The sequence below is a fragment of the Streptomyces fungicidicus genome, assembly GCF_003665435.1.
Classification (GTDB): domain Bacteria; phylum Actinomycetota; class Actinomycetes; order Streptomycetales; family Streptomycetaceae; genus Streptomyces; species Streptomyces fungicidicus.
In genome coordinates this window covers 1,825,487-1,837,683 of record NZ_CP023407.1, presented here as the reverse complement: position 1 = coordinate 1,837,683, position 12,197 = coordinate 1,825,487, and the positions used below count along the sequence as shown (strand labels likewise).

At 72.6% G+C, this 12,197-nt stretch carries 11 protein-coding genes; 3 read left to right on the top strand and 8 right to left on the bottom strand.

The annotated features are described in order from the left end of the window. Nucleotides 1-26: 26 nt before the first annotated feature. The 7 genes from CNQ36_RS08315 to CNQ36_RS08285 form a co-directional block, all read right to left on the bottom strand. Complete coding sequence (locus CNQ36_RS08315; RefSeq protein WP_121545518.1) at nucleotides 27-1,217, bottom strand: TerD family protein; 1,191 nt, start codon at nucleotides 1,215-1,217, stop codon at nucleotides 27-29. A 217-nt stretch (nucleotides 1,218-1,434) separates the two neighbouring features. Further along, a complete protein-coding gene (locus CNQ36_RS08310; RefSeq protein WP_004932858.1) occupies nucleotides 1,435-2,424 on the bottom strand; it encodes a zinc-dependent alcohol dehydrogenase family protein in 990 nt (329 codons plus the stop codon). Further along, nucleotides 2,421-3,272 (bottom strand): carbohydrate ABC transporter permease, encoded by an 852-nt coding sequence (locus CNQ36_RS08305; protein WP_121545517.1) that lies wholly within the window; start codon nucleotides 3,270-3,272, stop codon nucleotides 2,421-2,423. The genes CNQ36_RS08310 and CNQ36_RS08305 overlap by 4 nt, the downstream gene beginning before the upstream one ends. After that, nucleotides 3,269-4,210, bottom strand: coding sequence for a carbohydrate ABC transporter permease (locus CNQ36_RS08300; RefSeq protein ID WP_004932861.1), 942 nt, complete (start codon nucleotides 4,208-4,210; stop codon nucleotides 3,269-3,271). The genes CNQ36_RS08305 and CNQ36_RS08300 overlap by 4 nt, the downstream gene beginning before the upstream one ends. Then, nucleotides 4,207-5,580: an ABC transporter substrate-binding protein gene (locus CNQ36_RS08295; protein ID WP_121545516.1), complete on the bottom strand. Its 1,374-nt coding sequence runs from the start codon at nucleotides 5,578-5,580 to the stop codon at nucleotides 4,207-4,209. Before CNQ36_RS08295 ends, CNQ36_RS08300 begins: the two co-directional genes overlap by 4 nt. Nucleotides 5,581-5,683: 103 nt before the next feature. Then, nucleotides 5,684-6,454 (bottom strand): DeoR/GlpR family DNA-binding transcription regulator, encoded by a 771-nt coding sequence (locus CNQ36_RS08290; RefSeq protein WP_121545515.1) that lies wholly within the window; start codon nucleotides 6,452-6,454, stop codon nucleotides 5,684-5,686. Nucleotides 6,455-6,742: 288 nt separating this feature from the next. Continuing rightward, nucleotides 6,743-7,552: an NAD-dependent epimerase/dehydratase family protein gene (locus CNQ36_RS08285; RefSeq protein ID WP_121545514.1), complete on the bottom strand. Its 810-nt coding sequence runs from the start codon at nucleotides 7,550-7,552 to the stop codon at nucleotides 6,743-6,745. Nucleotides 7,553-7,768: 216 nt separating this feature from the next. Here CNQ36_RS08285 and CNQ36_RS08280 point away from each other — a divergent pair, with 216 nt between their 5' ends. Then, entirely contained in the window at nucleotides 7,769-8,731 is a 963-nt protein-coding gene (locus tag CNQ36_RS08280; protein ID WP_206278440.1) for a 5-dehydro-4-deoxyglucarate dehydratase, read from the top strand. Continuing rightward, nucleotides 8,728-9,891, top strand: a complete 1,164-nt coding sequence (locus CNQ36_RS08275) for a hypothetical protein (RefSeq protein WP_121545513.1) — start codon at nucleotides 8,728-8,730, stop codon at nucleotides 9,889-9,891. Before CNQ36_RS08280 ends, CNQ36_RS08275 begins: the two co-directional genes overlap by 4 nt. A 65-nt stretch (nucleotides 9,892-9,956) precedes the next feature. Here CNQ36_RS08275 and CNQ36_RS08270 read toward each other — a convergent pair whose 3' ends face one another. Next, nucleotides 9,957-11,189: an MFS transporter gene (locus CNQ36_RS08270; protein WP_206278439.1), complete on the bottom strand. Its 1,233-nt coding sequence runs from the start codon at nucleotides 11,187-11,189 to the stop codon at nucleotides 9,957-9,959. A 132-nt stretch (nucleotides 11,190-11,321) separates the two neighbouring features. On the opposite strand from CNQ36_RS08270, the gene CNQ36_RS08265 reads away from it, so the two are divergent. Next, entirely contained in the window at nucleotides 11,322-11,915 is a 594-nt protein-coding gene (locus tag CNQ36_RS08265) for a TIGR03086 family metal-binding protein (RefSeq protein ID WP_121545511.1), read from the top strand. Nucleotides 11,916-12,197 lie beyond the last annotated feature (282 nt).

Below are 12,197 nucleotides of genomic sequence, written 5' to 3'. Positions count from 1 at the left end.
CCCCGCGAGCGGGGGCGCGCGGGTGGTCAGAGGGACTGGGCGGCCGGCTTCACCATCCCCCGCACCGTGCGGGACTTCACGAAGTCGCCCATCGCCGTCATCTCCCACTCGCCGGAGAACTGGCGGATCAGCTTCGCCATCATCACGCCCGTCTGCGGTTCGGCGCTGGTGAGGTCGAAGCGGACCAGTTCCTCCCCGGTGGTGGCGTCCAGCAGACGGCAGTACGCCTTGGCGACCTCGGTGAACTTCTGGCCGGAGAAGGAGTTGACCGTGAAGACCAGGCCGGTGACCTCCATCGGGAGCCGGCCGAGGTCGACGGTGATCACCTCGTCGTCCCCGCCGCCCTCGCCGGTGAGGTTGTCGCCGGAGTGCCGGATCGCGCCGTTCACGATCTGGAGCTTGCCGAAGTAGCAGCTGTCGATGTGGTTGCGCTGCGGCCCGTAGGCGATGACCGACGCGTCCAGGTCGATGTCCTTGCCCCGGTACGCCGGTTCCCAGCCGAGACCCATCTGGACCTGGGACAGCAGCGGACGGCCGCCCTTGATCAGCGAGACCGTCTGGTTCTTCTGGAGGCTGACCCGGCCCTTGTCGAGGTTGATCTTCCCGGAGCCGGGGGCCGGCGCGGGCGGCGCCGGGGGAGCGGCGGGAGCCGCGGGGGCGGTGGGGGCGGCGGCCGGCATGGGCGGCGCCTGCGGGGCGGGGGCCGGCTGGGCGGGGGCGGCGGGTTCCTCGACCGTGACGCCGAAGTCGGTGGCGATGCCGGCCAGGCCGTTGGCGTAGCCCTGGCCGACGGCCCGGGCCTTCCAGGCGCCGTTGCGCAGGTAGATCTCGACGATCACCAGCGCCGTCTCGTCGCCGAGGCGCGGGGGCGTGAAGGTGGCCAGGACCGCGTTGTCGTCCGCGTTGCGGAGGGTGGCGGTCGGTTCGATGCCCTGGAAGGTCTGGCCGGCGGCGTCGGGGCTCGCGGTGACGACGATCTTCTCGATGCCGGGGGGTACGGACGCGGTGTCGACCGTGATGGCGTCGGGGGTGGTGCCGCCGCCGGAGCGGTAGGTCACGCCGGGGCCGGCGGGCTGGTTGTAGAAGATGAAGTCGTCGTCCGAGCGCACCTTGCCGTCGGCGGTGAGCAGGAGGCCCGACACGTCGAGCCGCACGGGGGCGGTGACGTCCACCGTCACGCGGGCGGTGGGGAGAGGGATGTTCGAGCCGGGGGTCATAGCGGTCATGCGGGGTGAACGAGCGGGGGCGTTTTACCGTTCCCTTACCTGTGGCCCGATCGGGTCAGAGGGTTTTCCGCCCCCGCCGCCCCTTCCCGTCCCGTCCCCGGGGGCGGCGCGCCCCCGGACCCCCGTTCGGCCCTGGACGGGCCTCGTCCTCAAACGCCGGACGGGCTGAATTGAGCCGACCGGGGTGACATCAGCCCGTCCGGCGTTTCTACGGAACCACCACGATCTTCCGCCCCACGCCCGCCGCGAACTGCTCCAGCGCCTGCGGGTACTGGTCCAGGGGCAACCGGTCGCTGATGAAGACGTCCGGGTCCAGGACGCCCCCGGCGAACAGCTCCGCCGCCCGCTCGTAGCTGTGCAGCACGGCCATCGACCCCGTGATGGTGATCTCCTGGTTGTAGATCCGGTACGGATCGATCTGCACGCGCGTCGCGTAGTCGGCCACCCCGAACTGCAGGAACGTCCCCGCCTTCGCCACCCGCCCCAGCCCGTCCTGGATCGCCGCCGCGTTCCCCGTGGCGTCGATCACGAGCTCCCACCCCTGAGGGCGGTCCAGCTCGTCCGGGGTGGCCGCCGCGGCGGAGACACCCAGCGTCCGCGCCGTCTCCAGCCGCGCCGGGTTCAGGTCGACCATGTCGACGCTCGCCGCACCGGTCCGCTTCGCCAGCTCCAGCATCATCAGGCCCATGGTCCCGGACCCGTAGATCAGCACATGCGCGCCGAGCCGCGACTGGAGCACGTCGTAGCCGCGCACCGCGCAGGACAGCGGCTCGATCAGGGCCGCGTCCTGGGTGCGGACGTGGTCGGGGAGCCTGACGCAGTTCGCCACCGGCGCCACCGCGTACTGCGCGGCCCCGCCGCCCGTGGTGACGCCGATCGCCGCCCAGCGTTCGCAGAGGTTGTTGTGGCCGGTGCGGCAGTAGCGGCACTCGTGGCAGTACAGGGAGGGGTCCACCGCGACCTGGTCGCCGAGCGACACCTCCGTGACCTGGGCGCCGACGCCGACCACCTCGCCGGCGAACTCGTGCCCCGGCACGATCGGCAGCTTGGGCGCGAACTCGCCCTGGAGGATGTGCAGATCCGTGCCGCACAGTCCGCACGCGGCGACCTCGACGACGACGTCGCGCGGTCCCGGGACCGGGTCCGGGACCTCGGTGACGACGGCCTTGCCCACGGACTCGATGACGGCGGCCTTCATTTCACGGCTCCCAACGACAGGCCCTGGACGAGTTTGTCCTGGGCGGCGAACCCCGCGGCGAGCACCGGCAGGGAGATGACGAGCGACGCGGCGCAGACCTTGGCCAGGAACAGGCCCTGGCTGGTGATGAAGCCGGTCAGGAAGACGGGGGCGGTCTCGGCGACCACGCCCGTCAGGACCCGGGCGAAGAGCAGTTCGTTCCAGCTGAAGATGAAGCAGATGAGTGCCGTCGCCGCGATGCCGGGGAGGGCGATCGGGGCGACCACGCGGGTCAGCACCGTCGGCAGCCGGGCGCCGTCGATCTGGGCCGCCTCGATGACCGCGACCGGGACCTCGGCGAGGAAGGAGTGCATCATCCACACCGCGATCGGCAGGTTCATCGAGGTGTAGAGGAGGACGAGCAGCCAGATGTTGTCGAGCATCCCGGCGTTCTTGGCGAACAGGTAGATCGGCAGCAGGCCGGCCACCACGGGCAGCATCTTGGTGGAGAGGAAGAAGAACAGCACGTCCGTCCACTTCCGCACCGGGCGGATGGACAGGGCGTAGGCCGCGGGCAGGGCCAGCAGCAGGACGAGGAGCGTCGAGACGACGGACGCCACCGTCGAGTTGATCAGGGAGGGCCAGGGGCTGGCGCCGCCGCCCGCGCCGAAGAACTCGCGGTAGCCGTCCAGGGTGAGGGCGGCCCCGAAGGACGGCGGGTTGGTCGCCGCGTCAGCCTCGGAGTGGAAGGACGTCAGCGCCATCCAGGCGATGGGCAGGAAGAACACGATGCCGGCCAGCCAGGCGACCAGGCCGAGACCCGCTCCACCGCGCAACCGGCCGCGGGTGGGTGTGGCGGTGCTGCTCATGCGCGGGACGCCTCCTCGCGGAACAGGGACGACACGACGCGCAGGGCGAAGGTCGCGATGATGATCGAGCCGATGACGACCAGGACGCCGGCGGCCGAGGCGAGGCCGTTCTCGTGCGCCTGGTAGAAGGTCTGGTAGACGGTGTAGGGCAGGTTGGCGGTGCCGAGTCCGCCGGACGTGATGGTGAAGACCGCGTCGAAGTTCTGCACGATGTAGATCGAGCCGAGCAGGGCGCCCAGTTCGAGGTAGCGGCGCAGGTGGGGCAGGGTGAGGTGGACGAAGATCTGCCAGTTGCTCGCGCCGTCGACGCGGGCGGCCTCGATCTGCTGCTGGTCCCGGCTCTGCAGTCCGGCGAGCAGGATCAGCATCATGAACGGGGTCCACTGCCAGACCAGCGCGGCCTCGACGGCGAGCAGCGGGGTGCTGGAGATCCAGTCGGGCTGGGGGCCGCCGACGTAGTGCAGCAGGCCGTTGAGGAGGCCGTACTCCGGGTTGTAGAGGACGTGTTTCCACAGCAGGGCCGCCGCCACCGGGACCACCAGGAACGGGGCGATCAGCAGGGTGCGGACGATGCCCCGGCCGCGGAACCTCCGGTCCAGCAGGAGGGCGAGGAGCAGTCCGAGGACCAGGCTGGCCAGGACGACGGCGACGGTCAGCAGGACGGTCGTCCAGACGGACTTGCGCAGCGCCGCGTCGGTGAGCACCTCCTGGTAGTTCTCGAAGCCGGCGAAGTGGCGGGCGTCGGGGTAGAGGGAGTTCCAGTCGAAGAAGGAGATCACCAGGGTCGCCACGAAGGGCAGCTGGGTGACCGCGATCATGAAGATCAGGGCGGGCAGCAGCGGGGCGCGGGTGGCCCAGGCGCGCAGCCGGGCGGATGGCCGGCCGGGGGCCGGGCTCGTGTCGGGGGCGGCCACGGGGGCCGTTGTCGTGGCGGTCATCGTCCCTCGTACTCCTCGGAGATCTCTTCTGCGAGCTGCTGGGACTTCTTCAGGGCCGACTCGACGGACTGGCGTCCGGCGATGGCCGCGCTGATCTCCTGGGAGACCTTGGTGCCGAGGTCGGTGAACTCGGGGATGCCGACGAACTGGATGCCGGGCGCCGGGCGGGGCTGGACGCCGGGGTCGTCGGGCCGGGCCTGTTCGATGGCCTCCTTGGTCATCTCCTGGAAGGCGGCGGCCTCCGCGCGGTAGGCGGGGTTGGCGTAGGTGGAGGCGCGCTTGCCGGCGGGCACGTTCGACCAGCCGACCTGGTCGCCGACCAGTTGCTCGTACCCCTTGCCGGAGGCCCAGGAGACGAACTTCCAGGCGTTGTCGGGGTTGCGGGAGGCGTGCTGGATGCCCCAGGCCCAGGTGTAGAGCCAGCCGGCGGACTCCGTCTTCTCGACGGGCGCGGGGGCGTAGCCGACCTTGCCCTTGACGGGGGACTTGGCGGCCTCCAGGGAGCCGGCCGCGGAGGTGGCGTCGTACCACATGGCGACCTTGCCCTGGGTCATGTTGTTCAGGCACTCGGCGAAGCCGGCCTGGGCGGCGCCGGACTCGCCGTGCTCGCGCACCAGGTCCACGTAGAACTCCGTCGCCTCCTTCCACTCGGGGGAGTCGAGCTTCGCGTTCCAGTCCTCGTCGAACCAGGTGCCGCCGAAGGTGTTGACCACCGTGGTCAGCGGGGCCATGACCTCGCCCCAGCCGGGCAGTCCGCGCAGACAGATGCCCTTCATGCCCGGTTCGGCCCCGTCCACCCGGGCGGCGAGGTCGGCCACCTGCCGCCAGGTGGGGGCGGCGGGCATCGTGAGGCCCTCCTTGGCGAAGACGTCCTTGCGGTACATCAGGAACGACGACTCGCCGTAGAAGGGCTGGCCGTAGAGCTTGCCGTCGTCGCCGGTGAGGGACTGGCGCATCGGCTTGAGCACGTCCTGCTCGTCGTAGGCGCCGTCCTCGGCGACGTACGAGTCCATCTCCCGCAGCCAGCCGTTGCGGGCGTAGATGGGGATCTCGTAGTTGGACAGGGTGGCCACGTCGTACTGGCCGGCCTGGTTGGCGAAGTCCTGGCTGATCTTGTCGCGGACGTCGTTCTCCGGCAGCACGGTGAAGTTGACCTTGATGCCGGTGTCCTTGGTGAAGTGGTCCGCGGTGAGCTTCTGCAACTCGACCATCTGCGGGTTGTTGACCATCAGGACGTTGATGGAGTCACCGCCGGATCCGGCCCCGCCCGCCCCGACCCAGCAGCCGGAGAGCAGCGGGGCGAGCAGCGTCCCTGCGGCGACCGCGGCGAGTGCGGCTCGCGGCGGCCGCCGTCGGCTCTGGGTTTGCATGGATCACTCCTCGACGAAAGCGGTCTTTTGGGGAGAATGCGGGCGTCGCCTGGCGTGGCTCGGCCCCGGAGGGAGGGACGACGTGGTGCGGGTGTGCTCTGGTTCAGACCCGGACGACCTGCGGCCCGAGCAGGGAGTAGCGGTGGGCCTCGGCCGCCGGGAGCAGCGTGCTCGTGACGATCGCCTCCAGCGCGCCGACCTCGGCGAACCGGCAGAAGCTGACCGCCCCGAACTTGGTGTGGACGCCGGCGAACACCACCCGGCGGGCGGCCCGGACCGCCTGCGCCTTGACCTCGCTGACGGCGGGGTCGGGCGTGGTCAGCCCGTGTTCGCGGGAGATGCCGTTGGCGCCGATGAAGGCCAGGTCGATGACGAAGCCGGAGAGCATCCTCGTCGTCCAGTGGTCGACGGTGGCGAGGGTTCCGGAGCGGACCCGGCCGCCGAGCAGCAGCACGGACACGGTGCCCGTCCCGGCGAGCGCGCCCGCGACCGGCAGGGAGGCGGTGACCACGGTGAGCGGCCGGTCGGCGGGCAGGGCCTCGGCGATGAGCTGGGGGGTGAAGCCCTCGTCGACGAAGACCGTCTCGGCGTCCCCGAGCAGCTCGGCCGCGGCGGCCGCGACCCTGCGCTTCTCGGGCACGTGGCTGGTGGCGCGGAAGGCGAGCGTGGTCTCGAAGCCGGCGCTCTCCACGGGGTAGGCGCCGCCGTGGGTGCGGCGCACCAGGCCGTGGTCCTCCAGGGCGCGCAGATCCCGCCGTACGGTCTCCTTGGCCACGCCCAGGTCGGCGGCGAGCGCGGTGACGTCGACCGCGCCGGTGGTTCGCGCCACCCGCACGATCTCCCTCTGGCGCTCTTCGGCCGTCCTGTTGCTCATGGCCGGACACCTGCTTCCTGATCTCGCTGCCCGTTCGGGCCCGGTGGGGCCCATGCAGGAAGTTCTACAGCGGGGTCTCGTTGCTGACCAGGCCTGTTGCGCGCCCGTTCCTGCCCGGTTGTGCCCGTTCGGCCGGGGCCGCGCCCGGCTCGGACCTGGGAGGGCGCGCTCCGGGAGGTGGGAGCGGGCAGCGCGGGTGCCCGGATACGGCGGCGGGCGGGCCCGTTCGGTGCCCGCCCGCCGCCGTGCGCGTCGATTTCCCGCCTGTGTCCCGCCCCTGGCCCGCCGTCAGTACGGCCAGATCGGCGGGTCGGTGACGAAGTGGCCGCCCAGGCGGGCGTGCGCCGGGTTGTCCGGGTCGAGTTCGCCCTGCTCGGCGACGAGCTTCCCGGCGTACCGCTCGGAGTCGTCCTGCGGGTCGTAGCCGAGGGCGCGCGCGGAGCCGAGATCCCACCACAGGCGGGTGTTGGCGGAGGAGCCGTGGACCACGGTGTGTCCGACGTCCTCGGCGGTCAGGGCCGCGTGGAAGAGGCGCGCGCCGTCGGCGGGGCTCATCCACACCGAGAGCATGCGCACGCTGGTCGGCTCGGGGAAGCAGGAGCCGATGCGCACGGAGACGGTCTCCAGGCCGTGCTTGTCCCAGTAGAGCTGGGCGAGGTCCTCGCCGAAGCACTTGGACAGGCCGTAGAAGGTGTCGGGGCGGCGCGGGGTGTCGACCGGGATGAGGGGGTCGTCGCCGACCGGGCGCGGGGTGTAGCCGACGGCGTGGTTGGAGGAGGCGAAGACGACGCGTCCGACGCCCTCCTCCCGGGCCGCCTCGTACAGGTGGTAGGTGCCCTCGATGTTGGCCCCGAGGATCTTCTCGAAGGAGGCTTCCAGGGAGATGCCCGCGAGGTGGATGATCGCGTCGACGCCGCGGACCGCCTCGCGCACGGCGTCCTTGTCGGTGAGGTCCGCGACGATCGAGTCCGGCTCGCCGTCGACCGGACGCAGGTCCAGCAGGCGCAGGTCGTAGCCGTACTCGGGGAGCAGACCGCGCATCAGGGTGCCGAGTCCGCCGGCGGCGCCGGTGAGCAGAACGGTGCGGGGAGCGGGCATCCTCGGAATTCTCCTTGCATCACCGTAGTGCACATGAGTGCACCGTATTCATATTCTTGGACACGCTAAGGAGGGAGGGCGCGGCGCGTCAAGTGTCCCGCGACTTCCTGTGAAACGGAAGAATCCGCTGGTGTGCGGCGGGTTGCGGCGCTTGACCGGCGTCCCCGGGGCGGCTTAGCGTGAACATGTTCAGAGATAGGGACGGCAATCAGGAATATGGACCTGGGAGAGCTCGTGACGCCAGCAGCCCCTCTCGCCGCCCGACTCGGTGTCCCCAGCGGGCCGCTGTTCTTCCCGGTCACCGCCTACGCACCCGACGGCGCCGTCGACCTCGACACCTACCGGCTCCATGTGCGGCGCGGCGTGGAGGCCGGGGCCGCCGCGGTGTTCGCCTGCTGCGGCACCGGCGAGTTCCACGCGCTGACACCGGAGGAGTTCGAGCTGTGCGTGACGGCGGCCGTCGAGGTCGCCGACGGGCGCGTCCCGGTCGTCGCGGGCGCCGGCTACGGCACCGCGCTCGCGGTCCGCTACGCCCGCCTCGCCGGGCGCGCCGGGGCCGACGGACTGCTGGCCATGCCCCCGTACCTGGTCAGGGCCGGGCAGGAGGGACTGCTGCGGCACTACCGGGAGGTGGCCGCCGCGACCTCCCTGCCCATGATCGTCTACCAGCGGGACAACGCCGTCCTCACCCCCGAGGCCGTCGTCGAACTGGCCCGCACCGAGGGGATCATCGGCCTCAAGGACGGCCTCGGCGACCTCGACCTGATGCAGCGCATCCTCAGCGCCGTACGGGCCGACGGCCGCGGGGACTTCCTGTACTTCAACGGGCTGCCCACCGCCGAACTGACCCAGTCCGCCTACCGGGGCATCGGCGTCACCCTCTACTCGTCCGCGGTGTTCTGCTTCGCGCCCGAGATCGCGGTCGCCTGCCACACCGCCTTCCGCACCGGCGACACGGACACCGTGAACCGTCTCGTCGACGGCTTCTACCGGCCGTTCGTCGAACTGCGCGACAAGGGCCCCGGCTACGCGGTCTCCCTCGTCAAGGCCGGCGTACGGATGCGCGGCCTCGACGTGGGGGAGGTGCGGCCGCCGCTGCACGAACCGGCCGGGGACCATGTCAAGCAGCTCGCTCGGCTGATCGAGCGGGGACACGCGCTGCTAGAGGAGGGCAAGTGAAGGCGTCGACGTTCGTCTATCCCTGGGACGTCAACGGGGACCCGGAGGCACCCGCGCGGATCGCCGCGCTCGGCACGGCGCAGGTCACGCTCGCCTCCGCCTACCACTCCACCCGCGCGCTGACCCCGCGCCACCCGCGGCACCGCGTCGTCACCGCCGAGCACGCGGCGGTGCTGTACCCGGTGGGCGACGGCTGGACGGACCAGGCCCTGCGCCCCGTCCCGGCCGGCGACTGGGCGCCCGGGGACGCCTTCGGCGAGGCCGCCGCCGCGCTCGCGGACGCGGGCCTGGAGGTGCACACCTGGGTGGTGCTCGCGCACAGCTCCCGCCTCGGCGCGGAGCACCCGGACACCTCCGTGGTCAACGCCTACGGCGACCGCTACCCCTGGGCGCCCTGCGTCGCGCAGCCCGCCACCCGCGCCTACCTGACCCGCCTGGCCGCCGAGGCGGCGGTACGGCCCGGGGCGCGCGGCACCGAGCTGGAGTCCCTCGGCTGGTACGGGCTGGCCCATCTGCACGCCCACGACAAGACCGCCGGGGTCGCCCTCGGGGACGCCGGGCAGTACCTGATGTCCCTGTGCTTCTGCGCGTCCTGCCGCGAGGGCTACGGCACCCGGGGCCTGGACGCCGGCGAACTCGCCGCCGCCGTACGGGCCGCGCTGGAACCGGTGTGGCGGGGCGCGCCCTCCGACGGGGGGTGGGCGGGCGTCGGCAAGCTCCTCGGCGAGGAGACGGCGGAGGCCACCCGCGCGTGGCGCGACGAAACGGCCCGGACGCTGCAGGAGGCCGCGGTCGCCGCCGTACGGCGGGCCGCGCCCGAGGGGTTCCAGGTCCTGTTGCACGCGGACCCGGTGTCCTACCACTGCGGCGCCAACGCCGGCGTCGACCCGGCCCACATCCTCTCCGTCGCCGACGGGGTGGTCGTGCCGTGCACCGGGGACGCCGGGCTCCTGACACCGTTCGCGGGAGAGGCCCGCGAGGACACCGTCCTCGCCGCCAACTTCACGGTGGTCTCCGGCATGGGCGGCAGCCCCGGCACCCTCGCGGCGGACGCGGACCGGGCCCGCCGCCTCGGCGCCACCGAACTGCGCCTGTACCACGCGGGGCTGGCGTCGGACGGGGACCTGGCGGCGGTCCGGACGGCGCTGGCCGGCCTCTGACCCCGCCGGTCACCGGCGGCGGGCCGGCGCCCGCCGTGCTCTTCCCGTGAGGCCGCGGACGCCGGTCAGGCGGGGCCGTCGCCCGGCGGTGCCGCGGGGACGGCGCGGTTGTCGCCCGCCGGGTGCCGGAGCAGCGTCGTCGCCGTCGCCGCCAGGGCGAGGCCCAGGACGACCAGCAGGAGCCGGTGGTCGAACAGTTCCACCAGGGCCGCTCCCGCCGCCAGACCGACCACGTTCGGCGTGTACACCAGGGTGTTGGCGGTGGCGGTGACCCTGCCCAGCAGCGGGCCCGGGGTCTCCCGCTGCACGGCGGTCAGCGCGACGATCAGCACGGCGGGCAGTCCCGCGCCGATCGCCAGGCAGCAGACCCACGCCAGCGGGTCGTCCGGCACCGCGCGCAGCGCCACCCCGACGGCCAGTACGGCGATGCCGTACGCCGCGAAGCGCCGTTCGCCGAGCCGGCGCAGGGCCGCACCCGAGAGCAGGCCGACGATCACCGACCCCGCGCCCTGCACGGCGTACAGCACACCCGCGTACGCGGGGGAGTGGCCGAGGGCGTCGACCACGGCGTAGACCAGCGCCCCGCTGAGGCCCGCGCAGAGCATCGTGGCGCCCCCCGCCAGGACCAGCGGACGCAGCGCGGGATGCCCCCACAGGTAGCTGACCCCCTCGGCGGTCCGTCCGCGGACGCGGTCCGGCGGGGCCGGCGGGCGGTCCTCCCGCACCCGCAGGCAGGCGTATACGACCGTGGCGAGCAGGAAGGTGACCGCGTCCAGCACGACGACGCCCGCCCCGCCGTACCCGGCGTAGAGGCCCGCGCCCGCCAGCGGGGCCAGCAGCTTCATGCCCTCGTTGGCCGTCATCCGCAGGCCGTTGAAGTCGCCGAGCAGGGACCGGTCCACGGCGGCGGCGATCAGCGCCGACTCGGCCGCGTCGTGCACCACGCCGGACGCGCCGTACACGAACAGCACCGCGTACAGCAGCCACAGCCCGCGCGGTGAGTCGACGGAGCAGAGGGTGAGCAGCAGCACCGCCATGAGCAGGCTCACGGCGATCAGCAGAGTCCTGCGGCGGAAGCGGTCGGCCAGGGTGCCCAGCAGCGGTCCGGCCAGGGTGGGGGCCCACATCGCGAGCATGCACAGCGCCGCGAGTCCGTCCGAGCCGGTGAGGTCCTTCACCCACACCCCCGAGGCCAGCCACAGCGCGGAGGTGCCGAAGCCGGAGATCACCACCCCGGTGAGGTACAGGCGGGCGTTGCCGTCCCGCAGCACGCGGGTCGCCGTCCATGTCGTCGTCATGCCTGGTCATCGTGGTGCTAAGGACCCTCCGCCGGGATCGGGCAGGTGCCTTAGAAGCGGGCCGGCCGAGCGATGAGTTCCGGGGCCCGGATCGGTCTGCCTTCCAGGAGAACGACCAGGAGGAGCAACTCGATGAACCCCATCACGCTCGACTTCGGACCGCAGACCAGGATCGTGGCGCGCCTCGCCGAGGGCGTCCGCGACGACCGGCTGGCGGACCCGACGCCCTGCCCGCAGTACGCCGTGCGCCATCTGCTCGGCCATCTCCTCGGGCTGGCCGTCGCCTTCCGGGACGCCGGACGCAAGGATCTGGGCGTCACCACGGACACCGGTCCGCAGAGCGCCCTGCCGGACATCGGACCCGGCTGGCGCGAGGAACTGCCCAAGGTGCTGGACGAACTCGCCGAGGTCTGGCGGGAGCCGGCGGCCTGGACCGGTATGACGCGCGCCGGGGGCTTCGACATGCCGGGCGAGGTGACCGCCGCCGTCGCCGTCGACGAACTGGTGGTCCACGGCTGGGACCTGGCCCGTGCCACGGGCCAGGCGTACGTGCCCGACCCCGCCGCGCTGGCGGCGTCGCACGCCTTCCTCCGTGCCGCCGCGGAGGAATCCGAGCGGGGCGACGGCATCTTCGGCCCCGTCGTCCCCGTCCCGTCCGACGCCCCGCTGCTGGACCGGACGATCGGCCTCAGCGGCCGGGACCCGGGCTGGACGCGGCCCGCGTGACACGGGCGCGGGGTCCGGGGCGTTCGCCGCATCGCGATGGCACACGGACCCCGCCCCGCTCGCCGCCGTGTGGATCTCCCCTTTCGCGTGCCGGCCGCGGTGCCGGCACGCCGGCCGCCCTGTGCGGCCTATCCCTGGTGAACGAACCCTTCGGACGCCTCGGAGCCCCCCTTCCCCGGTGACATGTCCGACTTCCGGCCGCCGTGCGACGGGCAGAACGTCCGCCACGGCGGCCGTTGAGCGTCGCGAAAGCGAACGGGTCCCCCTGCCCCCCGAGGGCGC

Bases quoted from the DNA above. Each gene is read 5' to 3' on its own strand.
- CNQ36_RS08315 (WP_121545518.1), bottom strand. From the start codon at position 1,217: ATGACCCCCGGCTCGAACATCCCTCTCCCCACCGCCCGCGTGACGGTG.
- CNQ36_RS08310 (WP_004932858.1), bottom strand. From the start codon at position 2,424: ATGAAGGCCGCCGTCATCGAGTCCGTGGGCAAGGCCGTCGTCACCGAG.
- CNQ36_RS08305 (WP_121545517.1), bottom strand. From the start codon at position 3,272: ATGAGCAGCACCGCCACACCCACCCGCGGCCGGTTGCGCGGTGGAGCG.
- CNQ36_RS08300 (WP_004932861.1), bottom strand. From the start codon at position 4,210: ATGACCGCCACGACAACGGCCCCCGTGGCCGCCCCCGACACGAGCCCG.
- CNQ36_RS08295 (WP_121545516.1), bottom strand. From the start codon at position 5,580: ATGCAAACCCAGAGCCGACGGCGGCCGCCGCGAGCCGCACTCGCCGCG.
- CNQ36_RS08290 (WP_121545515.1), bottom strand. From the start codon at position 6,454: ATGAGCAACAGGACGGCCGAAGAGCGCCAGAGGGAGATCGTGCGGGTG.
- CNQ36_RS08285 (WP_121545514.1), bottom strand. From the start codon at position 7,552: ATGCCCGCTCCCCGCACCGTTCTGCTCACCGGCGCCGCCGGCGGACTC.
- CNQ36_RS08280 (WP_206278440.1), top strand. From the start codon at position 7,769: ATGGACCTGGGAGAGCTCGTGACGCCAGCAGCCCCTCTCGCCGCCCGA.
- CNQ36_RS08270 (WP_206278439.1), bottom strand. From the start codon at position 11,189: ATGACGACGACATGGACGGCGACCCGCGTGCTGCGGGACGGCAACGCC.
- CNQ36_RS08265 (WP_121545511.1), top strand. From the start codon at position 11,322: ATGAACCCCATCACGCTCGACTTCGGACCGCAGACCAGGATCGTGGCG.